General features: G+C 71.6%; 21 protein-coding genes. 17 read left to right on the top strand and 4 right to left on the bottom strand.

All coding sequences use genetic code 11. The features are described from left to right. Window positions 1–45: 45 nt before the first annotated feature. The 4 genes from ABZT04_RS17615 to ABZT04_RS17600 all read left to right on the top strand — a co-directional run bounded on the left by ABZT04_RS17615 (window position 46) and on the right by ABZT04_RS17600 (window position 5,012). Complete coding sequence (locus tag ABZT04_RS17615; RefSeq protein ID WP_356057611.1) at window positions 46–870, top strand: ABC transporter permease; 825 nt, start codon at window positions 46–48, stop codon at window positions 868–870. Beyond that, entirely contained in the window at window positions 867–2,519 is a 1,653-nt protein-coding gene (locus tag ABZT04_RS17610) for an ABC transporter ATP-binding protein (RefSeq protein WP_356057401.1), read from the top strand. Before ABZT04_RS17615 ends, ABZT04_RS17610 begins: the two co-directional genes overlap by 4 nt. Next, window positions 2,516–3,466 carry an ROK family protein gene (locus tag ABZT04_RS17605; RefSeq protein WP_356057399.1) on the top strand — a complete coding sequence of 317 codons (951 nt, stop codon included), beginning with the start codon at window positions 2,516–2,518 and terminating at the stop codon, window positions 3,464–3,466. Before ABZT04_RS17610 ends, ABZT04_RS17605 begins: the two co-directional genes overlap by 4 nt. A 148-nt stretch (window positions 3,467–3,614) precedes the next feature. Next, a complete protein-coding gene (locus ABZT04_RS17600) occupies window positions 3,615–5,012 on the top strand; it encodes a glycoside hydrolase family 43 protein (RefSeq protein ID WP_356057397.1) in 1,398 nt (465 codons plus the stop codon). Between the two features lie 67 nt (window positions 5,013–5,079). On the opposite strand, the gene ABZT04_RS17595 is transcribed toward ABZT04_RS17600, so the two are convergent. Then, window positions 5,080–6,042 carry an ABC transporter substrate-binding protein gene (locus tag ABZT04_RS17595; protein WP_356057395.1) on the bottom strand — a complete coding sequence of 321 codons (963 nt, stop codon included), beginning with the start codon at window positions 6,040–6,042 and terminating at the stop codon, window positions 5,080–5,082. A gap of 356 nt (window positions 6,043–6,398) precedes the next feature. Between ABZT04_RS17595 and ABZT04_RS17590 the strand changes: the two genes are divergently transcribed. The 4 genes from ABZT04_RS17590 to ABZT04_RS17575 are packed head-to-tail and all read left to right on the top strand — an operon-like array spanning window position 6,399 to window position 10,502. Continuing rightward, window positions 6,399–8,951, top strand: a complete 2,553-nt coding sequence (locus tag ABZT04_RS17590; protein ID WP_356057393.1) for an ATP-binding protein — start codon at window positions 6,399–6,401, stop codon at window positions 8,949–8,951. Further along, window positions 8,948–9,424: a roadblock/LC7 domain-containing protein gene (locus ABZT04_RS17585; RefSeq protein ID WP_355914949.1), complete on the top strand. Its 477-nt coding sequence runs from the start codon at window positions 8,948–8,950 to the stop codon at window positions 9,422–9,424. Before ABZT04_RS17590 ends, ABZT04_RS17585 begins: the two co-directional genes overlap by 4 nt. Window positions 9,425–9,460: 36 nt before the next feature. Then, the gene (locus ABZT04_RS17580; protein ID WP_356057391.1) at window positions 9,461–9,916 is read left to right on the top strand and encodes a DUF742 domain-containing protein; all 456 of its coding nucleotides are present in this window, start codon (window positions 9,461–9,463) and stop codon (window positions 9,914–9,916) included. Then, complete coding sequence (locus ABZT04_RS17575) at window positions 9,903–10,502, top strand: ATP/GTP-binding protein (RefSeq protein ID WP_355914954.1); 600 nt, start codon at window positions 9,903–9,905, stop codon at window positions 10,500–10,502. The genes ABZT04_RS17580 and ABZT04_RS17575 overlap by 14 nt, the downstream gene beginning before the upstream one ends. A 63-nt stretch (window positions 10,503–10,565) precedes the next feature. Here ABZT04_RS17575 and ABZT04_RS17570 read toward each other — a convergent pair whose 3' ends face one another. From ABZT04_RS17570 to ABZT04_RS17560, 3 genes are read right to left on the bottom strand one after another with little or no spacing between them, the layout of a single operon-like run. Beyond that, window positions 10,566–11,231, bottom strand: a complete 666-nt coding sequence (locus tag ABZT04_RS17570) for an ABC transporter permease (protein WP_356057389.1) — start codon at window positions 11,229–11,231, stop codon at window positions 10,566–10,568. Further along, window positions 11,228–11,938: an ABC transporter permease subunit gene (locus tag ABZT04_RS17565; RefSeq protein WP_356057387.1), complete on the bottom strand. Its 711-nt coding sequence runs from the start codon at window positions 11,936–11,938 to the stop codon at window positions 11,228–11,230. The genes ABZT04_RS17570 and ABZT04_RS17565 overlap by 4 nt, the downstream gene beginning before the upstream one ends. After that, window positions 11,935–13,065 carry an ABC transporter ATP-binding protein gene (locus ABZT04_RS17560; protein ID WP_356057385.1) on the bottom strand — a complete coding sequence of 377 codons (1,131 nt, stop codon included), beginning with the start codon at window positions 13,063–13,065 and terminating at the stop codon, window positions 11,935–11,937. Before ABZT04_RS17560 ends, ABZT04_RS17565 begins: the two co-directional genes overlap by 4 nt. Window positions 13,066–13,319: 254 nt before the next feature. Between ABZT04_RS17560 and ABZT04_RS17555 the strand changes: the two genes are divergently transcribed. The 9 genes from ABZT04_RS17555 (at window position 13,320) to ABZT04_RS17515 (ending at window position 24,474) form a co-directional block, all read left to right on the top strand. Continuing rightward, window positions 13,320–14,351, top strand: coding sequence for a hypothetical protein (locus ABZT04_RS17555; protein WP_356057383.1), 1,032 nt, complete (start codon window positions 13,320–13,322; stop codon window positions 14,349–14,351). Between the two features lie 11 nt (window positions 14,352–14,362). Then, window positions 14,363–15,304 (top strand): hypothetical protein, encoded by a 942-nt coding sequence (locus tag ABZT04_RS17550; protein ID WP_356057381.1) that lies wholly within the window; start codon window positions 14,363–14,365, stop codon window positions 15,302–15,304. A gap of 35 nt (window positions 15,305–15,339) precedes the next feature. Beyond that, on the top strand, window positions 15,340–16,620 hold the full coding sequence (locus ABZT04_RS17545; RefSeq protein ID WP_356057379.1) for an FxsB family cyclophane-forming radical SAM/SPASM peptide maturase: 1,281 nt from the start codon (window positions 15,340–15,342) through the stop codon (window positions 16,618–16,620). Between the two features lie 84 nt (window positions 16,621–16,704). Further along, on the top strand, window positions 16,705–19,689 hold the full coding sequence (fxsT, locus tag ABZT04_RS17540) for an FxSxx-COOH system tetratricopeptide repeat protein (RefSeq protein ID WP_356057377.1): 2,985 nt from the start codon (window positions 16,705–16,707) through the stop codon (window positions 19,687–19,689). A 72-nt stretch (window positions 19,690–19,761) separates the two neighbouring features. Beyond that, window positions 19,762–19,971, top strand: coding sequence for a YxD-tail cyclophane-containing RiPP peptide (locus tag ABZT04_RS17535; protein ID WP_356057375.1), 210 nt, complete (start codon window positions 19,762–19,764; stop codon window positions 19,969–19,971). Then, window positions 19,968–21,197, top strand: a complete 1,230-nt coding sequence (locus ABZT04_RS17530) for an FxsB family cyclophane-forming radical SAM/SPASM peptide maturase (protein ID WP_356057373.1) — start codon at window positions 19,968–19,970, stop codon at window positions 21,195–21,197. The genes ABZT04_RS17535 and ABZT04_RS17530 overlap by 4 nt, the downstream gene beginning before the upstream one ends. A gap of 63 nt (window positions 21,198–21,260) precedes the next feature. Next, window positions 21,261–21,629 carry a CU044_2847 family protein gene (locus ABZT04_RS17525; RefSeq protein ID WP_356057371.1) on the top strand — a complete coding sequence of 123 codons (369 nt, stop codon included), beginning with the start codon at window positions 21,261–21,263 and terminating at the stop codon, window positions 21,627–21,629. Beyond that, complete coding sequence (locus ABZT04_RS17520; protein ID WP_356057369.1) at window positions 21,626–22,567, top strand: AAA family ATPase; 942 nt, start codon at window positions 21,626–21,628, stop codon at window positions 22,565–22,567. The genes ABZT04_RS17525 and ABZT04_RS17520 overlap by 4 nt, the downstream gene beginning before the upstream one ends. Next, on the top strand, window positions 22,564–24,474 hold the full coding sequence (locus tag ABZT04_RS17515; RefSeq protein WP_356057367.1) for a magnesium chelatase: 1,911 nt from the start codon (window positions 22,564–22,566) through the stop codon (window positions 24,472–24,474). The genes ABZT04_RS17520 and ABZT04_RS17515 overlap by 4 nt, the downstream gene beginning before the upstream one ends. Window positions 24,475–24,514 lie beyond the last annotated feature (40 nt).

Raw genomic sequence — 24,514 nt, 5'->3', positions numbered from 1 at the left:
GCCGCGCCCCGCGGCGGAGCCGCAAATAGACACAGCCCCGCGCCCCTGGCGGCGCGCTTCGCGCGCAATCGACTCGCGGTTGCCGGGCTCGTCGTCGTTGCCCTCTTTCTTTTCTTCTGCTTCGTCGGGCCTCTCCTCTACTCCACCGATCAGGTTCACACCGATCTCACGCAGGTCAACCTCCGGCCCAGCGGGGCCCATTGGCTCGGGACGGACGCCGTCGGTCATGACGAGCTCGGGCGGCTCATGTACGGCGGGAAGGTCTCGCTGCTCGTCGGGCTGGCCGCCGGAGTACTCGCCACCGTGATCGGGACGCTCTGGGGGTCCGTCGCCGGGTATGCGGGTGGGTGGGTCGACGCGGTGATGATGCGGGTGGTGGACGCGGGCATCGCCATTCCGGCGCTGTTCATCCTGCTGGTCGTGTCGGCGATCACCAGTCCGGGGGTGCCGGGGCTGATCGTGATTCTGGGGCTGGTGTCCTGGCTGGTGCCGTCGCGGCTGGTGCGGGCGGAGACGTTGACGTTGAAGCGGCGGGACTATGTGCTGACCCTGCGGGCCATCGGGGGCACGCACGGCCGGGCCATCGCTCGGCACATCCTGCCCAACTCGGTGTCGACCATCGTCGTCGCGGCCACCTTCCAGGTCGCCGACGCGATTCTGCTCGTCGCCTATGTGTCCTATCTGGGGCTGGGAGTTCAGCCGCCGGAGACCGACTGGGGCGGCATGTTGTCGTCCGGGTTGACGGCCGCCTACTCGGGACGCTGGTGGCTGATCGTTCCACCGGGCCTCGCGATCATCCTCGTCGTGTGCGCGTTCAACGCGATCGGCGACGGGCTGCGCGACGCCTTCGACGTGAGGGGACGCGGATGAACAGCATCCTGGAGATCGAGAACCTGGGTGTCAGCTTCTCGACAGAGAGCGGTGAGGTGCCCGCCGTGCGCGGGGTGTCGTTGCGGGTGGCGCCCGGCGAGACGCTGGCCCTGGTGGGCGAGTCCGGGTCGGGGAAGTCGACGGTGGCGCTCGCCGCCCTCGGGCTGCTGCCGGGCAACGCCCGTGCCTCCGGGAGCGTTTCGGTCGGCGGCACGGATGTGGTGGGTGCCGGTGAGGCCGAACTCGCGCGGCTGCGTGGCCGTACGGCTTCGATGGTGTTCCAGGAGCCGGCCACCGCGCTCGATCCGCTGACCCGAATCGGCAGGCAGATAGCGGAAGTTGTCCGCAACCACCGGGACGTGTCCGCCAAGGAGGCGGCCGCGGAGGCCGTCGACCTGCTGCGCAGGGTCGGGATTCCCGAGCCGGAGCGGCGGGCCTCCGCCTTTCCGTTCCAGTTGTCGGGCGGACAGCGGCAGCGGGTCGTCATCGCGATGGCCATCGCCAACTCGCCCGGACTGCTCGTCGCGGACGAGCCGACCACCGCCCTCGATGTCACCGTGCAGGCCGACATCCTGGATCTGCTGCGGGCGTTGGCCGTCGACTCCGGGACGGGCGTGCTGCTGGTCACGCACAACATGGGGGTCGTCGCCGATTTCGCCGACCGGGTCGCCGTGATGCTGGAGGGGGAGATCGTGGAGACGGGGTCGGTGGAGGAAGTGCTGCTTCGGCCGACCCATGAGTACACGCGGCGGCTGCTGGCGGCCGTGCCCCGGCTCGCCGTGACGGGAACGGCGAGTGCCGTGCGTGAGGAGGGCGAGGGTGCTCCGGTGGTCGAACTCCGGGGTGTGGGTGTGCGGTTCGGGCGCGGGCCGCGTGCCGTGCGGGCGCTGGACGAGGTGTCGTTGACCGTGCGGGCCGGGGAGACGGTGGGGCTCGTCGGTGAGTCGGGGTCCGGCAAGTCGACCGCCGCGCGGGTGGCGTTGGGGCTGGTCGCGCCGGAGTCGGGGGACGTCTCGCTCTTCGGGACCGATCTGCGCCGGGCGCGGGGGCGGGCGCGGCGGGCCCTGCTGGCCGGAGTTGGTGTGGTGCTGCAGGATCCGGTGGCCTCGCTGGACGCGCGGATGAGTGTCGGGGAGTGCGTGGCCGAGCCCTTGCGGGTGCACCGGCGTGGCATGGGGGCGGCCGAGCGGCGCGAGCGGGTCGCCGAGGTGCTCGAACTGGTGCGACTGCCCAGGGAGTTGGCGCGGCGCGGGCCGCGTGAACTGTCCGGCGGGCAGCGGCAGCGGGTGAGTCTCGCGCGGGCGCTGGTCCTCGCACCGCGCCTGCTCGTCGCGGACGAGCCGACGAGCGCGCTGGACGTGAGCGTGCAGCGGACCGTGCTGGAGGTGATCGCCGAGTTGCAGCGGGAGCTGGGGTTCGCCTGTCTCTTCGTCTCCCACGACCTGGCCGTGGTGCAGCGGTTCGCGGGGCGGGTCGTCGTGATGCGGGGCGGGCGGGTCGAGGAACAGGGGCCGACCATGAGCACGCTGCTGCACCCGGAGACCGAGTACACGCGGCGCCTCATCGCCGCCGTGCCGGTACCGGATCCGGGTCTCCAACGGGAGCGCAGAGAGCGCCGGGTGGCGTCGGGGACGGGGGCCGGCGCGTGAGCGAGGCTCCCGAGGTGGTGGCCGGCGTGGACATCGGCGGGACCACCACTCAGGCCGTGCTGTGCACCGCCGGGCTCGACGTCGTGGACCGGGCGGAGGTGGCGACCCCGGCGCGCGAGGGCGGCGCGGCTATGGTCGGAGCCGCGCTCTTGGCGCTACGGCTGCTGCTGGACCGTAGTCCCGCCCGGTTGCTCGGGGTCGGGGTCGGGGCGGCCGGTGTCGTGGACGCGCGGGCCGGGCGGGTCCTGGTGGCGAGCGACTCGTTTCGGGGCTGGGCCGGGTTCGAGGTGACGGCGGCCGTCGAACGGGCCCTGGGAGTACCGGCGTTCCTCGACAACGACGTCAACGCGTTTCTGCGCGGGGAGGTGGCCCGGGGCGCGGTCGTGGGCGAGGAGAACGTGCTCGGGATGACCCTCGGTACCGGGGTGGGCGGTGCACTGTGGCTGAAAGGCGCCCTTCACGACGGGCCTCGGGGGGCTGCGGGCGAGATCGGCCATGTCCCCGGGTTCGGCGAACTGCCCTGCACCTGTGGTGGTCGGGGGCATCTGGAGACGCTGGCGTCGGGGCGTGCGATCGCGGCGCGGTACGGGGAGCGGACGGGTCTGGAGCTCACCGCTCGTGCCGTCGCCCTGGCGGCCGGGCGGGGCGATCCGGACGCGCTGGCGGTGTACGAGGAGGCGGGGCGCGGGGTCGCCCGTGCCCTGCTGATCACGGCGGGGCTGCTGGATGTCACCACCTGTGTGATCGGCGGGGGTGTGAGCCGGTCGTGGGCGTTGGTCGAGTCGGCCGTCGAGAAGACCCTGGCGCTGGAGCCGCCGGTGAGCGGTCACCCGGTGCGGGTGCTTCCGGCGCTGCTGGGCGGTGACGCGGTGGCGATCGGCGCGGCGGCCCGGGCGCGGGCGGAGCTGCCGATCCACACAGGAGGCCCCCAGCAGACGCCCAGGTGAACGGCGAGAACCGGCCAAGCACGACCGTGTGATTGACGCACACGCGCCTCATCTCTACCTTCTGATCGACTTACCGAACTCCGTTCGTGATGTCGAACATGGTGTGCACGTCTGACCACTGGGCCGCTCGCATCCCCCTGGAGAACACATGGCCGTCCCCCCGCTCCCCCACCCGTCCCGCCGCCTGTTCCTGGGCATGGCCGCGACCGTCCCCCTCGCGGCCACCGGCGCGCTCGCCCTCGGCGCCGGCAGTGCCCAGGCCGCGACCAACTCGGCTTATGTCATGTGCTACTTCACCGAGTCGCCGACGTTCCTGGGCGCCAACTACGGTCTGCACCTGGCCGTCAGCACCGACGGTCTGGAGTGGACCCCGCTCAACCAGAACGCTCCCGTGGCCACCCCGACCGCGGGCTCCCTCGGTCTGCGCGACCCGTTCATCCTGCGCAAGCAGGACGGCAGCTTCGTGGTCCTCGCGACCGACCTCAACGGCACCGACTGGTCGTACGTCAGCCAGTACATCCACGTCTGGGACTCCCCCGACCTGCGTACCTTCACCGGCTACCGGCGGATGAAGGTGCACGACATGGACACCCACGCCTGGGCGCCGGAGTCGTTCTGGGACGCGGGGCGCGGCCAGTACGGGGTGATCTACTCGGCCGTCAACTCCAGCGGCCACAACGTCATCATGGTCAACTACACCAGCGACTTCGTGACCGCCGGGGATCCGCAGGTGTTCTTCGACCCCGGTTACGACGTCATCGACGGCGACCTCGCCGTGGGCGTGAACGGGGTCAACTACCTCTACTTCAAGAAGAACTCGACGCTGGTCGGCGCGAAGTCCACCTCACTGGACCCGGGCAGCTTCACCGAGTTCAGCACGGCGGTCTCGCACAACGGCACCGAGGCGCCGACGCTGGTCAAGTCCCTTGCGTCCAGCTCCACTTGGTACCTGTGGGGCGACACCTGGGACCCCAACGGGGTCTTCTACGCCTGGCAGACCAGCAGTCTGGCCGCCGGCACCTGGACCGCCGTGGACCAGAAGCTCTACACGCAGCCGCTCAACTCCAAGCACTGCGGCATCCAGCCGATCACCATGACCGAGTACAACAACCTCGTGGCCAAGTGGGGCACTCCGGCCTGGAACCGGCTCAAGTCCTACAACTATCCGGCGCGTTACGTCCGCCACTCCAACTACGTCGGCCGGATCGACGAGTACGCCTTCGACCCGTACACCGACTCGCAGTGGACGCTGGTGCCGGGCCTCGCCGACTCGGCCGGGGTGTCCTTCCAGTCGGTCAACTACCCGACCCGGTATCTGCGGCACTACGACTACGCGCTCCAACTCGACGTGAACGACGGCACGTCGACGTTCGCCGGGGACGCCACGTTCTACCGGACGGCAGGCCTGGCGAACTCCTCCTGGGCGTCCTTCCGGTCGTACAACAACCCGACCCGGTACATCCGGCACTCCAACTACGTGCTGCGGATCGATCCGATCTCCACGGCCACGGACCAGCAGGACGCGACGTTCCGCGTCGGTTACTGAGCCGCCGGACACACCGACGCGGGTGCCTCCCGGAGAATGGAGGCACCCGCGTCGTCGCCGGAGACGGTCAGCTCAGGCCGGCCGTCTTCAGCCAGGCCTTCGCCACGTCCAGCGGGTCCTTGTTCTGGGACTGGACCTTGGTGTCGAGGTCCAGCAGGGTCGCCGTGTCGAGCTTCGCGGAGACCGCGTTGAGGGCGGCGACACCGGCCGCGGAGAGGCCGCTCTTGTAGACGAGGGGCTGCACGTTCTCGAAACCGAAGAGCCGCTTCGGATCCTGGAGCGTGACGTGCTTCTCCTTGACGATGGTCGGGTCCGTGCTGAAGAGGTCCGCCGCCTGCACGGTGTTCTTCTTCAGCGCGGCGGCCGTCAGCGGACCACCCGCGTCCAGCGCCTTGAAGGACTTGAACTCCAGGCCGTAGACGGACTTCAGGCCCACCAGGCCCTGCTGCCGGGTCTGGAACTCCGGCGAGGCGCCGATGACCAGGTCCTTGGCGACGGACTTGAGGTCCGCGATGCTGGAGTCGGACGTGAGGTTGTACTTCTTCGCGGTCTCGGCGTTGAGGGTGACCGTGTCCTTGTCCTCGGCGGCGGCCGGGTCCAGCAGCGTCAGCTTGGAGTCCAGCTTGGCGTTGATCGCCGCCGTGGTCGCGGCGAGGGTCGCCGGGGTGGCCTTCGGGTCGAGGTAGGCCAGCAGCGCGCCGTTGTACTCGGGCAGCACGGTGATGGTGCCGCTCTTGAGCAGACCGTAGGTCGTCTCACGGCTGCCGATGTTCGGCTTGTAAGTGACCTTGACGCCCTTGGCCTTGAGCGCTTCGCCGTAGATGTCGCCGAGCAGGATGCTCTCGGCGAAGTTGTTCGAGCCGACGACGACCGTGTCACCACTGGCCTTGCTGCCCGCGAGGGGGTTGTCGTCCTTGCTGTCGGTGGACGAACCACACCCCGTGACAAGCGCAGCCGTGGCGGCGAGGGCGACGACCGCCGCGCCGGGGTACCTAGTACTGGACCAGCCGTTCTTCGCTGTAGAAGTCACAATTCCCGTTCCGGGCTCGGATGTTGGTACAGCCATGGCAGTGGCGCCCCCGCGCGGGGCGTGAACGCCGCACTCCACTGATCCAATCCAGCCGGTTCTTGGTCAGTCAAGAGAAGTCCGGTCACCGATTGGCCTCAATAGGTGCCCAGTTGTGAAGGCAAAGTAAACAGACCGGTCGCGAACACGGGCGCTTTGTAACTGATTCTTGACGTAGGGCGACGTGCTTGATCGTTCAAAGAGACGGTAGTCTCCCCGGAGTTGGCGTCGGTCACAGCGGTGTGCGGGGGCCGCTTCGATCAAAAACAGTCACGCGCCGGTCATCGCGATCCGTGACAGAACCCCGCAAAGGAGGCCTGGTGTCCATACGGGGCTTCGCAGACCGTTGGCCCTTCAGGCGCAAGCTCAATCTGCTCGTCGGCGTACCCCTCGCGGTGGTCGCGGTGCTGCTGGCGTATCTCATCGCGGATGAGGTCGGGCAGTCGACGGACGCGGGCGACGCGGCCCAACTGGTGCGTGACAGCGGGCAGGTCGCCAAGCTGGTGAACCTCGTGGAGGCCGAGCACCAGCAGGCCATCCTGCTCTCGGTCCGCTTCGAGGCCACCCACGACGGCGGCACCCCCTCGACCGCCGCCTACCGGGCGGCCCAGCACGCGGTGGACGACCAGGTCGGGACGGTGCGCGACACCTTCGGCGACCGGCTGCCGGCCAGCGAGGCCCAGGCGCTGAAGGAGATCACCGGCCTGGAGACGCTGCGCGGCACCGTCGAGCAGAGCTATCTGCCCGCCGACAACATCGACCCGGCGTACACCAGCGCCTCCGACGGCCTGATCGACGGGCTCGACCTCGAACACAACGCGAACCTCGCCACCACCTTCACCGGCAACCTGCTGGACTCCGTGCTGCGGGCCGACGCCGCCCACAGCTCGTTCGAGACCAGCGTGTTCTCGGCGACCACCGGTGACAGCAACGCGCTCATCGAGTTCAACAACGCGGTCGGCGCCTACGACCTCTACACCTACCAGGCCGCCCGCTTCGCCCGGTTCGCCACCGAGGAGCAGGCCGACCAGCTCTCCGGGATCGAGCACACCCTCGCGCAGCGGTCCATCGCCGAGGCCTACGCCGAGTTGCAGATCGACCCCAGCGGGCTCCAGGCGGAGTCTCCGGGCGCGATCCGCGCGGCCTTCGCCGACGCCATGAGCGACTACCCCGCCTTTCCGCAGCAGGCCGCGAGCCGACTGAAGATCACCAACTCGCTCATCGGCCAGATCGCCACCCGCGCCGACAGCGCGTCCAGCTCCGCCTCCTGGCGCGCCGGGCTGCTGCTGAACCTCTCGCTGCTGGGCTTCGCGCTGTGGATCGTCTTCGCGGTGATCGTGCGCCGCTCGGTGGTCCGGCCGGTGCAGGCGCTGACCGGTGCCGCCCAGCAGGTCGCCGAGGTCGCGGGCCGTGAACTGGCCCGGGTGGCCGACGACGACGCCGAGGACGACGGCCCACCGCTGCTGCGGGACATGCCGGTCACCGCGAAGGACGAGATCGGCGACCTCGCCGAGGCCTTCAACCATGTGCAGACCACGGCCGCCGCGCTGCTGGCCCGCCAGGTGCTCAGCCGGCGCAACATCGCCGAGATGTTCGGCAACGTCGGCCGCCGCGTCAGCAACCTGACGACCCGTCAACTCGCGCTGATCGACGCGGTGGAGCGCGGCGAGACGGACCCGGCGCTGCTCGAACGCCTCTACTCCATCGACCACATCGCCGTCCGTCTGCGCCGCAACGCGGACAGTCTGATGCTGCTCGCCGGCATCCGCGAGACGGTGATGGACGGCGGCCCCACCGAACTCACCAACGTCGTACGGGCCGCGCTGGGCCAGATCGAGGGCTTCCAGCGGGTGAGCCTGCGCGCCGTCACCGAGGTCATGGTGGAGCCCGACATCATCGGCGACCTCACGCTGATGGTGGCCGAACTCCTGGAGAACGCGGTCTCGTTCTCGCCCGCGGGCAGCCCCGTCGAGGTGGTCGTACGGACCGACAGCGACGACGCGCTGATCGTGGTCGCCGACCACGGTCTGGGCATGAGCGCCGAGCGCATCGCCGAGGAGAACGCCCGGCTGATCCGCCGTGAGCGTCTCGACGTGGTGCCGACGAAGGTGCTGGGTCTGTTCGTGGTCGGTACGCTGGCCCGCCGCTGGGACATCGACGTCACGCTGGCCCGCACCCCGGGCGGCGGTGTGACGGCGGAGGTGACGATCCCGGCGACACTGCTGCTGCGGATGAGCGCGCTGGCCTCCGGCGGTTCGACGGCGGGCAAGGAGTTGGCGTCCGCAGCGGCGGTCAACTCCGGTCAGGAGCAGCACCGTCCGGCCCCCTCCTGGGCAGCCCCGGAGCCCGGCCCCGTTCCGACGGCCGCGCACTCCGGCCGACCGGCCACCGGTGCCGAGTCCGCGCGGCCGACCCCCGCCGACGAGGCTCCCGCGCGTCACGACTCCGGTTTCGTCGCTCCCCCCGGACCCCGGCCCGCCGCCGTCATCAGGACCGCGGAGGAGCACGCCCGGGCCGCTGACCAGCCCGCCCCGCTCCCCCGCAGGGTCTCCCGGTACGAGACAGCCCCGGCCGCCGAGTCCGACTCCGTTCCCGCCCCCGGTGACGGCGACAGCACCGGAGGCTCCCGCCCCCTGCGCCGCCGTGTCCGGGGCGCCACCCTTCGTACGGGCGCCGACGCCGCCGCCCAGCAAGCCGCCCGGCAGGCCGCACCCCGGCCCGCCGACGCGGACGCCGTCCGCTCGGCCCTCGAAGAGTTCGAGGCCGCCGTGGAGCGGGCGCATCGCGACAGCGACACCCTCTCGGGCCTGCGTGTCACGGACGCGGACCACCCGCACGACCAGAACGACCTCCCGAAAGGAGCTGAGCAGTGAGTACGTCGACAGGTGAAACTCCCGGGGGAGGCACCACGCCGGCCGAACTGCAGGCAGCCGCGGCCGATTTCAACTGGCTGCTGAACCGTTTCGCGAAGGAGACCGCGGGTGTCGTCGACGCCATCGCGGTGTCCTCGGACGGTCTGCTGATCGCCGTCGCCGAACTGCGTGAGCACGCCCACTCGGAGCGGCTGGCGGCCATCGTCTCCGGCATCACCAGCCTGGCCGCCGGCGCCTCGGGCAACTACGGTCTCGGCGCCCTGAACAAGGTCATCATCGACCTGGAGGGCGGTCATGTCCTCGTCTCCGCGATCGGCAGCGGCGCCGTCCTCGGCGTGGTCACCGACAAGGAGGCCAAGCTCGGCAACATCGCCTACGAGATGACGCTGTTCGCCAACCGTGCCGGTTCCGCGCTCAACCCCCAACTGGTGCTCCAGTTGAAGAACAGCGTCGGCGCCGCTTCGGCTCGGTGACCGGTCCCCGACCGGTCGAGAGAGGAACAGCCACTCATGCCCGACGGCCGCACTCCGAGCGGTGCCGGCGCGGACGGGGACACCCCTCCGGGTCACGATCCGGTGCGCCCGCCGTCCGCCGTACGGCCGTTCCTGGTCACCGCCGGCCGGGTGGCGGGCGCGGGTGCGGCGGCCTCGGAACGGCCGATCCCCGTCGAGACCCAGGTGGTGGCCACCGCCGCCGGGCTCGACGTGCTCGACCGGCTCTCCTTCGAGCAGCACGACATCGTCGCCGCCTGCCGGCAGCCGCAGTCCCTCGCGGAGATCGCGGCCCGGCTGCGGCTGCATCTGAACGTGGTGCGGGTCCTCGCCGAGGACCTGCGCGCCGCCGGGCAGTTGACGGTCCATGTGCCGAACGCCGACATCGTCCATGACCCGACCGTCCTGCGAAGGGTCATCGATGGCCTCCGCGCCATCCCCAACTCCCGGGGAGTACTCCGTGACACCGACTGAACCGGTCGCCCGCGGTGCGGCCGCTCAGACCGTCGTACGACCGCCGCTGCCGGTGAAGATGGTCGTCGCGGGCGGCTTCGGCGTGGGCAAGACCACCACCGTGGGCGCGATCTCCGAGATCGAGCCGCTCACCACCGAGGCCGCCATCACCGAGGTCGCGGCGGGCGTGGACGACCTGTCCCACACCCCGCGCAAGACCACGACCACGGTCGCGATGGACTTCGGCTGCATCACCATCGACCCCACCCTGAAGCTGTATCTGTTCGGCACGCCCGGACAGGACCGGTTCGGCTTCATGTGGGACGACATCGTGGAGGGCGCGGTCGGCGGTCTCGTCATCGTCGACACCCGCCGGCTCGACGACTGCTACGCGGCGGTCGACTACTTCGAGCACAAGCAGATCCCGTTCGCGGTCGCCCTGAACGCCTTCGACGGCAAGATCGAGCACTCCCTGGACGAGGTCCGCTGGGCCCTCGACGTCAACGAGCGGGTCCCGGTCATCGCCTTCGACGCCCGCGAGCGCGGCTCGGTGCGGGACGCGTTGCTGGTCGTACTGGAGTTGGCGCTGGCGCGCACGGAGAGCTGACGGAAGCACATGGCAGGAGGGCCCGAGCGATCAACTGCTCGGGCCCTCCTGCCGTTCGGGCTCTCAGCTTCTGCGCACGCCGGGTGAGACCGCGAGCCGTGCGATGCCCCAGAACACCGCGAGGGTCACCAGGGCCATGCCGGCGACCAGGCTGGCCCCGCCGACGACCTTCTCGTAGTTCTTCTGGTAGAGGCCGTCGATGATGTAGCGGCCGAGGCCGCCGAGGCTGACGTAGGCCGCGATGGTGGCCGTGGAGACGATCTGGATGGCCGCCGAGCGCAGACCGCTGAGGATCAGCGGGAGCGCGACCGGCAGTTCCACCTGGAAGAGGACGCTCGCCTCGTTCATGCCCATGCCCCGGGCGGCGTCGACCGGGGAGGGGTCGACGGAGCGCATCGCCTCGTACGTGGTGACCAGGATCGGCGGTACGGCGAGGACGACCAGCGGGATCATCACCGGCACCAGGCCGAAGCCGATCAGCACGAACATCAGCACCAGCAGACCGAAGCTGGGCAGCGCGCGGGCGGCGGTGGCGATGAGCGAGAGGGCGTTGCCGCCGCGCCCGGTGTGGCCGGTCAGCAGGCCGACGGGGAGGCCGATGGCGGCGGCGATGGCGAGCGCGATCAGCGAGTACTGGACGTGCTCGCGCAGCCGGGTGGGGATGCCGTCGTAGCCGTGCCAGTGGGTGCTGTCGCTGAAGAACAGGTTGATGTAGTGGAGTACGTTCACCGGGCTGCGTCCTCCAGTACGGCTTCGGCCGGTTCGGGCCGGTCCTCGGCCGGGCGGGCCCTGCGGGTGCCGCGCGGCATCCAGGGCGTGAGCAGCAGACGTACGGCGACCAGGACGGCGTCCACGACGATGGCGAGCACGGCCGTGGTGATCACGGAGAGCCAGATCAGCCGCGGCTGGTGGTAGATCTGGCCGTCGTTGAGCAGGTTGCCCAGCGCGCCCTGGTTGCCGATGAGCATGCCGACGCTGACGAGGGAGATGCTGGAGACGGTCGCCACCCGCAGGCCCGCGATGATCGCGGGCACGGCGATCGGCAACTGCACCTGGAGATACCGGCGTACGGGCCCGAGGCCCATCGCGGTGGCCGCGTCCAGGGTCTCCTGGGGCACCGAGCGGACGCCGTCCACGATCGCCGGGACGAACACCACGAGGCTGTACACGCCGAGCGGGATCATCACGGTGGTCTCGGTCTGGCCGGTGTAGTCGATGAGGACGACGAAGAAGGCCAGCGAGGGGATCGCGTAGAGCACGGTGGTGATCCACAGCACCGGCGGGTACAACCAGCGCAGCCGCACGCAGAGTTGGGCGATCGGCAGCGCCACCACCAGGGCGACGAGGACCGGGATCACGGCCTCCCGCAGATGCAGGCCGATCAGTCCGAGGTAGCTGTTCTGAAGGTCGCTGGGGATGCGGAACCAGTCGTTCATCCGGCGACCTTGCTGTCCTTGCGGCCCGCCGCGTGGGCGCTGCGGATCGCCTCGCCGACGGCGGCCTGCGACACGACCCCGACCACGCGCCCGGCGCCGTCCACGGCAACCGCCCACCCGGTGGGCGACAGCACCGCGCCGTCGAGCGCGGCCCGCAGCGAGTCCTTGCCGGCCTCGAACGGGCGGCCGTGGGCGATGAGTCGGGTCGTGTCCACGGCTCCGGCGGTGAGCGCGCCGGGTTCGCTCCAGCCGAGCGGCCTGCCGTCCAGGTCGGTGACGAGGAGGTAGGGCACGTCGGGCGTGGTGCGTTCGGCGATCTGCTCGGCGGTGCAGTCGACGGCGACGATCGGGGAGGTCTTGAGGTCGAGGCCCGCGGAGGAGAAGAAGGACAGGCGCCGGATGCCGCGGTCGGTGCCGAGGAAGTCCTCCACGAAGACGTCCGCCGGGTCGGACAACAGCTCGGCGGGCGGGGCGAACTGGGCGAGTTTGCCACCGGTGCGCAGCACCGCGACCATCGTGCCGAGCTTGATGGCCTCGTCGATGTCGTGGGTGACGAAGACGATGGTCTTGCCCAACTCGTCCTGGAGCCTGAGGAGTTCGTCCTGAAGGCCCTTGCGGACCACCGGGTCGACGGCCGAGAAGGGCTCGTCCATGAGGAGGACGGGCGGGTCGGCGGCGAGGGCGCGGGCGACGCCGACGCGCTGCTGCTGGCCGCCCGAGAGCTGGTAGGGGTACCGCTTGGCGAGGGCGGCGTCGAGGCCCACCCGCTCCATGAGTTCGGTGGCCCGCGCCCTGGCCTTCTCCTTGCCCCAGCCGAGCATGCGGGGCACGGTCGCGATGTTGTCGACGATCGTGCGGTGCTGGAAGAGGCCGGCGTTCTGGATGACGTAACCCATCGACCTGCGCAGCGTGTTGACCGGCTGCTTGGTGATGTCCGCGCCGTCCAGGGAGATCGTGCCCTCGCTGGGGTCGATCATCCGGTTGATCATGCGCAGGGTGGTCGTCTTGCCGCAGCCCGAGGGGCCGACGAGGACGGTGATCGAGCGGTCCGGTATGTCCAGGGACAGTTGGTCGACCGCCACCGTGCCGTCCGGGTACCGCTTGGTGACTGAATCTATCCGTATCAAAACGCCGAATACCCTTCGGGTTTGGCAGAAACTGCCCGTTCTCGGCCACGGTCGCAGGCCATTGGGGGCAGAGTCTAGACCGCTTGTGTTGCGAGAACTTGGCGGGATCCGCGGGCGCGGACCGATCGCCGGCGGCCGGAAAGCGCTGTTGACCGGTCGGTTGCCGAGTACTGTCATGGACAGGGGTCGACCACCCCTGCCCATCCTTGACCGCATACGCACGCATCCGACCGTCCGATGACGAGGAGCGCGACGTGACGAACGGCGGTACGTCCCCCTCCGACGCCGCCGTGCTCGCCCGGGGACGGAAACTCCTGGCCCTCGCCGGGGACGCGCGGGGCCGGGACTCGGCCGAGGAGGCGCGGACGCTGGCGCTGCGGGCCGCCGCCGATCTGGAGCGGGGCGTGCGGCTCACCGGCGGTACGGGTGCACCCTCGGCCGTACGCTGCCGGGCGCTGCTGGACCTGGCGGAGGCGCGGGCCGTCGCCGCCGCCGACAGCGGGGCGACCGGTGTGCTGGAGGCGTTGCACGAGGCGGTGGAGACCGTCCGGGACGTGGGTCCGGACCTACGGGTGGTAGCCCTGCGCAGACTCGCCGAGGCCCACAGCGCCCGCTACCGGTACACCGCCGACCCGGCCCAACTCGACGCCGCCGACCGGGTGTTCGCCCAGGCGCAGGATCTGGTGCAACGCGACGACCCGGTCCGGGCGGAGCTGTTGGCGAGCCGCGGCGAGGTGCTGCTGGCGCGGGCCGAGAGCGGTGGCGGACTGCCGGTGGCGGCGGAGGCGGTGCGGGAGCTGCGCTCGGCGCTGGCGCTGACCGCGGGCGGTGATCCCCGGCTGGCCGAGCGGCAGTTGCTGTTCGGGCGGGCCCTGCGCCGGCATCACACGGCGGGCGGCGCGGCGACGGATCTGCACGAGGCCGAGTGGATCCTGGCCCGTGCGGCCCGCGGCGCCCGGACGGACCGTACCGCCGCGCTGGCCTGGCTGGAGCGGGGCGAAGTCCTGCTGACCCTGGCCGGGGCGACCGGCGCACCGGAGTGGCTCGACCTGGCGGCCGAGTCGTACCACCACGGCGCCCGCAGCGCGTCCCTGGCCCACGAGCCACTCCTCGCCGCACAGGCCCACCACCAGCGCGGCGGAGTCCTGGAACGAACGGCGGGCCCGACCCGCGCACTCAAGTCCTACCAGGCCGCCTGGGCACGATGGCAGGAGGCCGGAGCGGCACAGGGGCCACAGGCCCGGTCCACATTCGAGCGCATGACCGCGCTCGGCGTTACGACATAGAGGAGCACAGGGTGGCGGACTTGGCCGAGGACGAACGGAACGCGGGAGTCGCGGGAAGCGGGCCGACCACGGGGCCGGGGCACGAGCGGGGCGCGCCGCACCCGCACCCGGAGGGCACACCTCTGCCCGCCTACGCCGCCTACCCGGTGTCGGGCGGGAAGTTGGCGGACTCGGCGGAAGCCCCGCAGGCCGTGCGGTACGGCCCCGACTGGAGCGAGGACGCGCCACTGCCCGACCCGGCCGCGCTGCTGGCGCAGGCGCACCATCCCCTGCCAAGCGCGGAATCGGAGGGCCCCGCCCAAACCCCGCAGGCCACGCGGCACGGACCTGGCCGGCGCACGGGCCGACCGTCGCCCGACCACACCGCTGTCGAACCGGCCGCGCCGCAGGCGCAGGCGCACCATCCCCTGCCAGGCGCGGAATCGGAGGGCCCCGCCCAAGCCCCGCAGGCCACGCGGCACGGACCTGGTCGGCGCACGGGCCGACCGTCGCCCGACCACACCGGCGTCGAACCGGCCGCATTGCGGACGCAGGCGCACCATCCCCTGCCAGGCGCGGAATTGCAGAGCCCCGCCCAAACCCCGCAGGCCACGCGGCACGGACCTGGCCGACGCACGGGCCGACCGTCGCCCGACCACACCGCTGTCGAACCGGCCGCGCCGCAGGCGCAGGCGCACCATCCCGTGCCGGGCGCCGAGTCGGAGGACTCGGCACAAGTCGCGCAGGCCGTGCGGCACGAACCGGGTCGGCGCGGGGACCAGCCGCGCACGCCGGCCCCCCACCCCGACCACACCCCCCTCCCCGACTACACCGGCGTAGATCTGACCGCGCTGCGGGCGCAGGTCGACCATCCTGTGCTGGGGGCGGTGCTCGCCACTCTGCTTGCTCGGTCCTGTCATGCCGACGGGGGGCTCGTCGCGTATCACGAGGACTCGCCCGGGGCAGAACGATAGGGGCGGCAGAGCGCCGGCCGACGGGAGGCGATGCTGTGCACAGGGCGTCGGACCACAGCTTACGGACGGCCAGGGACCGGGAACTCGCGCCGTGGCCGCACGCCGTGCTCGACGTGGCGGCTCTGCGGCGCGCGGGGCAACGGCCGTTCCCCTTCCGGCAGTTCGTCCTCAAGGTGCACGGCCGCTGCAATCTCGACTGCACGTACTGCGTGATCTACCAGGGCCAGGACGCCAGTTGGCGCGGCCGGCCGGCCCGGGTGAGCCCGCTGGTGATGCGGCGCACGGCGCGCAGGATCGCCGAACACGCCCTGGCGCACCGGCTGTCCGAGGTGCGGATCGATCTGCACGGGGGCGAGCCGCTGCTGTCCGGGGCGGAGACCGCGCTCGCCTACACCGCCGCCGTACGCGCGGCGCTGCCCGCGCACATCGCGCTGCGGACCACCGTGCAGACCAACGGCACCCTGGTCACCGAGCGGACCCTGGACCGGCTCGCCGACGCGAACATCCGGGTCGGACTGAGCCTGGACGGCGGCACCGCCGTACTGAACCGGCGTCGGGTGGACCACGCGGGACGGCCCTCCTGGCCGGCCGCCGCACGGGCCGCGCGGCTGCTGGCCGACCGCCCGGAGCTGTACGCCGGGATCCTGTGCGCCATCGACGTCACCAGCGATCCCAAGGACGTGTACTCCTCGCTCGCCGAACTGCGCCCGCCCCGCCTGGACCTGCTGCTGCCGCACGCCAACTGGTCCAGCCCGCCCCCGGGACTGACCGCCCGCTCGCCCCATGACCCGCGCGCCCAGCGGGCCGTACCCACGCCGTACGGCGACTGGCTGGCGACCGCCTTCGACCTGTGGTGGGACGGCCCGCCGGACGGGACACAGCCCCGGGTGCGGCTGTTCACCGAGATCGTGGCGCTGCTGCTCGGCGTCCCCAGCGCCACCGAGTCCGTGGGGCTGTCGCCGACCTGCGCTGTGGTGGTGCACACGGACGGTGCCGTCGAACAGATCGATTCACTGAATCTCGCCTACGACCGCGCCACCGCCACCGGGTTCGACGTGTTCGGGCACAGCTTCGACGAGGCGCTCGACCATCCCGGGATCGTGGCCCGCCAGATCGGGGTGGAAGGGCTCGCGGACGAGTGCCGGGCGTGCCCGGTCGGGCGGGTGTGCGGCGGCGGCAACTACGGGCACCGCTACTCCGCCGGGACCGGCTTTCTGCACCCTTCCGTCTACTGCGCGGATCTGGAACAACTGGTGCGGCACGCGTCCCGGCGGCTGAGCGCGGTGATGCCCGAGGACCGACCTCGTATCGACTAGGGTGCACGCGAAAACCAGCGAAACAGTCACATCACAGTCAATCCGTGCCAATAAGTTCATTTCGGTGTAAAGGGAGACGGTCGGATGACCGACAGGTCCAAGGGCGCCGAGTCCCACGAGCACTTCACCATCAGCTACGCGGGTTTCAACCGGCCGTGGGCCACCTGGATCGCCCACCAGTTGGAGCAGTTGGGACACGCGACGACACTGCTGCGGTGGGACCCGCCGAAGGAGATGTCGCTCGCCGAGGCGCTGCGCAATCTGCTGGAGGCTCCGGGCCGGGTCCTGCTGGTCCTCGACGACTGGTACTTCTCGCTGGGCCCGCGCACCGACGCCGAGTGGACCCAGGCGCTGCACGAGGTGGTGCCGGCCCATGTCGACCGGTTCTCCGCCGTCAGCGTCGCCACCCGCGCGCTGCCCGCCACCGCCGCCCCGCTGCGCCCGGTCGATCTGCGCGACCTGGACTCGCGCGAGGCCCGCCGCCGTATCCTGCGCCGCCTGGACCTGGACCCGGCCGCCGCGCCCGGGCCGGTGAGCGGCACCGCGCCGCGCTTCCCGAACGACCCGCCGGCCGTGTGGAACGTACCGCGCCGCAATGTCCGCTTCACCGGCCGCGACGCCATCCTGGAGAAGCTGCACGCCCGCTTCGAGGAGGGCGGACGCGGCGGCGCCCGGGTCGCCCTGCGCGGTATCTCGGGTGTCGGCAAGAGCCAGATCGCCATCGAGTACGCGCACCGGTTCGGCAACGACTACGACATCGTGTGGTGGGTGGGGGCGCGGTTCCGGGCGCCGGCCCGTGAGCAGTTCGCGCAGTTGGCGCCGAGGCTGGAACTGCCGGTCGGGCAGGAGCTGGGCGAGCGGATCCGGGCGGTCCACGAGGCGCTGCGCACCGGTCAGCCCTACCGCCGCTGGCTGCTCGTGCTGGACAGCGCAGACGACATGGAGCAGATCGAGGACCTGCTGCCGGAGGGCAACGGCCATGTCCTGATCACCACCCTCACCCAGGACTGGGCCACCTCGGGCAGCGTCACCGAGATCGAGGTGCAGCCCTTCCGCCGTCCCGAGAGCGTCGCCTACGCCCGCCGCCGGGCGCAGCGGCTGACCGAGACCGAGGCCGACGACCTCGCCGACGCCGTGCAGGACCTGCCGCTGCTGCTGGCCCAGACGGCGGCCTGGCTGGACGCCAACGTCATGCCGGCCAAGGACTATGTGGCGATGATCCGGCGCGGCGAGGCCAGCCAGATCGGGATCCGGATCTCCTCCGACTACCCGATGGGCTTCCAGACCAGTTGGTCGATAACTCTCAACACGCTCCAGGAGAACAACCCCGAAGCGGTGGAACTCCTGCACCTCTTCGCGCTGTTCTCACCGGACGCCATCCCGGTCCGGCTGATGCAGGCCGCCCACCCGTCCGACCTGCCGGCCCATCTCGCCGCGCTCGCCGCCGACCCGATCCGCTGGCACACGGCGCTGCGCAGGCTCTCGGAGTCCACCGCGGTCCGCCTGGACTACGTCGAGTCCTCGGAGGCCGAGCCTGCCGTGGAAAGCGTGTCCATGCACCGCCTCTACCACAGCTTCCTGATCAGCACCCTCACCGAGGACCGCCGCGAGACCCTGTCCAAGACCGCCTGCACGCTGCTGGCGGGCGCCGACCCGCGGCGGCCCAACGACACGCGTGAGTGGACGCGTTACGCGGAGCTGATCCCGCACCTGGAGACCGCGGGCGCGCTGGACAGCCGTGAGCCCGTGGTCCGCCAGCTCGTGCTGAACTGCATCGACTACATGCGCGTACGGGGCGAGAACCGGGCCGCGCTGCGGCTGTGCGAGCAGACCGTCGCCCGCTGGCGCACCCGGCTGGAGCCCGACGAGCGCGACATGCTGGTGCTGACCCACGACCACGCCAACATGCTGCGGCGCAGCGGCCGTTACCGGGAGGCGGAGGCCGTCGGCCGTGCCGTCCTGGACCAGCTCGCCGAGACCCGCGCCGACGACGACCCCGACCTGCTGCGCGCCAAGAACGGCCTGGCCGGCACCCTGGTGTCGCTGGGCCGCTACGACGAGGCCCACCAGATGTTCGAGGAGTGCGTCCACGCGTACTCGGACACCCTGGGCACCGAGGCCCCGCGCACCCTCCAGGACCGCGGGAACCTGGCCGTCGTCACCAGCCTCCTGGGCCGCTACGAGGAGTCGCTGCTGCTGCACCGCGACATCCTGCTGATCCGGGAGCGGCTGCTGAACCCGCGCCACCATCTCACCCTGCGCTCCGGCATGTTCTACGCCTGGATGCTCAGGCTGCTCGGCCGGTACGAGGAGGCCACCTCACGCCAGGAGCTGAACGTCCGGGCGCACCGGCAGGCGATGGACCGCTTCACCCCGCAGACCCTGTTCGCCGAACACAATCTGGCGCTGTGCATGCGGCGCACGGGCAATCTGCTGGGTGCCGAGTCGCTGATGCGCAGCGTGGTGGAGCGGTTCGTGCAGCGGCAGGGGCCGCGCCATCCCGACGCGCTGCTGGTGCAGGCGGACTTCGCGACCTTCAACCGCGAACACGGCAATCTGGAGCAGGCCCGGGAGATGGCGGCCACGGTCGCCGAGGACTACGCCAGGCTGGTGGGCCCCGAACACCCGTACGCGGTGGGCACGATGGGCAATGTCGGACTCGCGCTGTGGGAGTACGGGGAGCGGGACGAGGCACTGCGCATCGCGGAGCGGGCGCTGACCCAGATGCGTGCCGCGGTCGGCCCCACTCATCCGTGGGCGCTCGGCGCCGGGCTCAACGCGAGCGGTGCGCGGAGTCTGGCCGGCGACGAGGAGGGGGCGGCCGAACTCAGCCGTACCGTCCTGGAGTCGGCGCGCGTCTCCCTGGGCGAGACCCATCCGCTGACGCTCTCCTGCAAGGCGGCCCTGGCCGGTGACCAGCGTGCGCTGCGGCGCGGCCAGGAGGCCACCAAGCTGGAGAACGAGGCGCTTCAGCAACTCGCCGACACACTCGGCGCACAGCATCCCCATACCCTGTCCGTCCGCCGCAGGGAACGGCCGTATTGGGATTTCGAACCACTGACAACATGAGTCCCGGGCGGCAGTAGCATGGCCGAGTTCCGTTGCCCAAGGGGGACTTCGGCCGTCCTTGAGAGGTAGATCGTGCGGGGAAGAGATGGAGACGGCCCCTCCAGGCTGGGAGAGCGGGGGCCGCGCGGCGCGTTGCCCGACTTCGCGGATCTGGACCTGAGCGCCCTGTCCCGTCAGTCATCGCATCCGGTGCTCGCCGCCGTCGCCGGCGGCCTGCTGCCCCGGATGCTGCGTAACGAGCCCGCGATGGCCTACTACGAGGACGGCCCGTACCAGCTGTGACCGCCCTCTGGCCCCTTGAGGAACTCGACGTCGCGGAGTTACGGCGGTCCGGGGTACGGGCCGTGCCCTTCCGGCAGTTCGTGCTGAAGGTGAACGGCCGCTGCAATCTGGCGTGCAGCTACTGCTATGTCTACGAGGGCGCCGACAGCAGTTGGCGCGACCGCCCGAACCGGGTCTCCCCCGCCGTGGTCCGGCGCACCGCGACCCGGATCGCCGAGCACGCCGCCGCCCACCGACTGACGTCCCTCCAGATCAATCTGCACGGCGGCGAACCCCTCCTGGCCGGGGCCTCGAACCTCGTCGCCCAGGTCAACGCGGTGCGCGAGGCGGTCCGCGAGCGATGTGGCCGAACCTGCGCTGTTGACGCCTCCGTGCAGACCAACGGCACCCTCCTCACCGAGCACGCGGTGGCCGAACTCGCCGACGCGGGCGTACGGATCGGGGTGAGCCTGGACGGCGGCTCCCCCTGGCTGAACCGGCACCGGCGCGACCACGCGGGCCGCTCCTCGTGGACGGCGACCGTCGCCGGACTGCGGGTGCTGCGCTCCCGTCCCGAGGCGTACGCCGGAATCCTCAGCGTGATCGACCCGTCCTCCGACCCCGCCGAGGTCTACACGTCGTTCGCCGAGTTCGAGCCGCCCACCATGGATCTGCTGCTGCCGCACGCCAACTGGGCGTTCCCGCCTGCGGCCAAGGGCCCGCATCCCTACGGCGACTGGCTCATCCGGGTGTTCGACCTGTGGTTCGACGCCGGTGAACGGGCCGTGCCGATCCGGCTGTTCCACGAGATCATCGCCCTGCTCTTCGGACTGCCCGGCCGCGCCGAGGCGGTGGGCAACTCACCGGTCGTCGCGGTCGTCGTCGACACGGACGGCACGATCGAGCAGGTCGACTCCCTCAAGACCGCCTACGCCGGGGCGCCCGCGACGGGGTGCGACGTCTTCCGCCACACCTTCGACGACGTGCTGGACCATCCGGGCGTGGTGGCACGGCAGTTGGGCACCGCCGCGCTCGCCCCGACCTGTCTGGCCTGTCCGCTCGCAGAGGTGTGCGGAGGGGGCAACTACGCGCACCGGTATCGCCCGGTCGAGGGGTTCCGCAACCCGTCGGTGTACTGCGCCGACCTGGAACTCCTCATCCGGCACATCGCGGGCCGGGTGCGCGGCGCGGCCGATGTGGACATCCCAGCGGGATCAATCAACGCCCGCCGAGGACAAGGCTGTTGATGGCACGCCAGAATTGGGGAGGGTAAGGAAAGGATTCCGGCTCTCCGACGGGGGAAGTGCTGCATGGCGATCGTGACGAGGGTGGCCGCGGACGGCCTGAACCAGGAACGGCCGATCTATGTGGAGGTCGACACCGCGCCGCCCGGCGGTCTGGAGGAGATGTACGACGGGATCGACACCCGGGAGGGCGCCGCGGAGCGCGTGCTGGCGGTGGCCCGGGACGTCTACGGCGACGGGCTGGAACTGGCCCGGCGCTGCGCCCGGCAGGCGGCCGGCCGGCTCCACGACCTCGGTGAGGGGCTGACCCCCGACGAGGTGGAACTCCAGCTCTCCATCAAGCTCGACGCCGAACTCGGCGCGTTCCTGGTGAAGTCGGGGGCCGAGGCGCAGCTCCAGGTGACGTTCCGCTGGACACCGGGCAGCGCGTCGTGACGGGTCCGCTCGACGGCTCGGAGGTGCACATCCTGCCGTACAGCCATGTGGTCGGGCAGAGCGAACTGAAGCTCGCTCTCGAACTCAACTACATCGCGCCGCGGATCGGCGGTGTCCTCATCAGCGGGCAGCGGGGCACCGCCAAGTCCACGGTGGTGCGGGCCTTCTCGCTGCTGACCCGGGGCGAGCTGCCGGTGACCCTGCCGATCAACGCCACCGACGACCGGGTGCTGGGCGGCTGGGAGTTGGACGCCCTGATGCGGGGTGAGGCCCGGACGCAGCCGGGGCTGCTGGAGGAGGCCGGCAAGAAGGGGATGCTGTACATCGACGAGGTCAATCTGCTGGACGACCACATCGTCAACATCATCCTGGACGTCGTCTCCACCGGCGTGCTGTCCGTGCAGCGCGAGGCCATCGACACCGTACGGAACATAGGGTTCGGCCTGGTCGGCACGATGAACCCCGAAGAGGGCGGCCTGCGGCCGCAGTTGCTCGACCGGTTCGGTCTGATGGTCGCCGTGTCCGAGCTGGACCAGGAGCAGCGCCGGGCCATGGTGCTGGCCGTGCTCCGCTTCGACGACGCGGCCGGTACGGACTCCCCCTGGCTGGCCGAGGGCCTCGACCGGGACCGGGCGCTGCGCGAGCGGCTCGACCGGGCCCGGGAGGGTGTCCAGGACGTGCGGCTGAGCGAGGACATCGCGAGGCTGTGCGCCGATGTCGCCACCAGGCTGCGGGCCGTGGGCCATCGCGGCGAGGTGGTCACCGCCTGGGCGGCCCGTGCGCTGGCCGCCTTCGAGGAGGCGGACGCCGTGGCCGCCGACCATGTGCGCAGGGTGGTCCCGCTGTCCCTGCGGCACCGGCGGCCGGAGGCCGCGCACGGCGGTCCGGTCGAGTGGACGGCGGAGGAGTCGGAGCTGCTCGACGGGCTGCTGGGATGAGCGCGCCCGCGGAGAGCCGGTCGGTCGGTCCCCGGCAGCGCCTGTTACAGGTGCTGGCCTGTTCCGCGCTGGGTCCCGGTCTCGACGGGGTGCTGCTGTTCGACCTGGAGCCGGAGATGGTGGCCCCGGTGACGGACGCGTTCGCCGGCATCCTCCAGCTCCGCGAGCAGCGTCCGGTACGGCGGACGACGCTCGGTTCGGTCACCGGTGACGACGAGCTGTGGCTGCGGCCGACGCTGCGCCACGACGGGAACGGCGTCAACTTCTCTTTGGCGCCGGGCCCGTTGGTGGACAACGCGTCCGATTCCGCCACGGTCGTCGTGGTGCCGGATCTGGTCCGGCTCAGCCTGCCGGGCATGCGGGCCGCCGTACAACTGCTGGGGGCGGATGTCGCCGCGGTCGAGCGCTCCGGGTTCCGGGCCCGCTGGCGGCCCCGGGCCCGCTGGCTGGCCGCCTGCCGGGAGGCGGACATCGGCCGGCTGTCCCCGCACCTGCTGGACCGCTTCCCGATCCGGCTCAACGCAGCCGGTCTACGGCGGGTCAGCAGCGGTCCCGAGCGGGTGCTCGACGCGCTCGACGGGCAGGAACCCGAGCCGGGGCTGGGCGAGTTGCCGTCATCCTGGCGTACCGCGCTCGCGGCCCGGACCCGGTCGGCGTGCACGCTGACCGAGGAGGCGGCGGCGCACGCCGTGGGGCTGTTCCGCGGGGACACCAGTGGTCGGCGGGCGATCGGGCTGGCCCGGCTCGCCCGGGTGCTGGCCGTGGTGAACGGCGCCGAGACCTGTGGCCCCGACCGGGTCGACGAGGCGGCCCGGCTGCTGGGCGTGGCCGCGCCCTCATCACCCCCGGCGGGCCCCGGGCGTTCCGCCAACGGCACCTCGCTCGCCACCGGGAACAATTCCGACGGCCGGCCTCCGCCGACGGAGCAGCCGAAGGCGGAGCCGGTCCCCGAGGACACCCCGGCGACCGGTCAGGCGGGGGACGCCATGGCGTTGCCCGCGGGGCCCGCCGAGGCCCTGGACACCTTCACGGCCGACACGGGAGAGGGGCCGGGCTCGCCGTTCCCTGAGGACGACGCGGCGTTCCTGCGGGAGTTCGCCCCGCTGCGCATTCCGTGGCAGCGGCGGCCGGAGCCCAGTTCGGCGCGGGGTCCGGTGATCGGGGTGCGGTCCGCGACCACCCTGCGGGACCTGGCCGTGGTGGCCACCGTCGTCGAGGCCGCCAAGCACCAGAAACTGCCCGGCCGGCGTGCGCTGCGCGCGGGCGGGGACGGACGGCTGGTGGTGCTGCCGGGGGACTTCCGCAGTTACGCGCGTCTGCCGGTGGCCGAGCGCATGCTGGTGCTGCTGCTCGACCACACCTGCCGGCGCGGCTGGGACTGGCAGCCGGCGCTCGCGCCCTATCTGCAGTGGGCCTACACGGGCCGTGCCTCGGTCTGTCTGGTCGAGGTCGGCAGCCGGGACGCGGCGCACGAACTGCGCGCCGACCACTTCATCGCCCGCAGTGTCCTCGACCCCCGGGTCGGGGCCGCCCTGCACCGCCCTTCCGGCCGCAGCACCCCCCTCGCCCACGGCCTGACCCTGACCGACCAACTCCTGCGCCGCGCCTTCCAGCAGCGCTCCAACCTGGTCGAGGCCTGGCTCGTCGTCGTCTCCGACGGCCGCGGCAACGTCCCCCTGGACGCCAGCGCGGGCGGCCGCCTGCTGGGCCCGGTCCGCCGCACCGGCATCGACGACGCCATCTCGGCCGCCGCCCGCATCGGCGCGATGGGCCGCATGCGCCTGCACTCGGTGGTCGTGGACGCGGCCCGCCAGCCCCACCCCGACCTCCCGTTCCTCCTGGCCGACGCCCTGGGCGGCGTCACGGTCGCGGGCCGCACGACGCGGGGGGTGCCGAGTGCCCGCTGAACACCGCACCGCCCGCACCCCGGCTCCGGACGCCCGCACC

Source organism: Streptomyces sp. NPDC005492, assembly GCF_040605995.1.
Lineage (GTDB): Bacteria > Actinomycetota > Actinomycetes > Streptomycetales > Streptomycetaceae > Streptomyces.
This window is presented reverse-complemented; position numbering and strand designations above follow the sequence as displayed.

What these genes read in the sequence shown, in the direction of transcription:
- ABZT04_RS17580 (WP_356057391.1), top strand. Translation starts at nt 9,461, where the DNA reads ATGCCCGACGGCCGCACTCCGAGCGGTGCCGGCGCGGACGGGGACACC.
- ABZT04_RS17565 (WP_356057387.1), bottom strand. Translation starts at nt 11,938, where the DNA reads ATGAACGACTGGTTCCGCATCCCCAGCGACCTTCAGAACAGCTACCTC.
- ABZT04_RS17600 (WP_356057397.1), top strand. Translation starts at nt 3,615, where the DNA reads ATGGCCGTCCCCCCGCTCCCCCACCCGTCCCGCCGCCTGTTCCTGGGC.
- ABZT04_RS17525 (WP_356057371.1), top strand. Translation starts at nt 21,261, where the DNA reads ATGGCGATCGTGACGAGGGTGGCCGCGGACGGCCTGAACCAGGAACGG.
- fxsT (WP_356057377.1), top strand. Translation starts at nt 16,705, where the DNA reads ATGACCGACAGGTCCAAGGGCGCCGAGTCCCACGAGCACTTCACCATC.
- ABZT04_RS17610 (WP_356057401.1), top strand. Translation starts at nt 867, where the DNA reads ATGAACAGCATCCTGGAGATCGAGAACCTGGGTGTCAGCTTCTCGACA.
- ABZT04_RS17515 (WP_356057367.1), top strand. Translation starts at nt 22,564, where the DNA reads ATGAGCGCGCCCGCGGAGAGCCGGTCGGTCGGTCCCCGGCAGCGCCTG.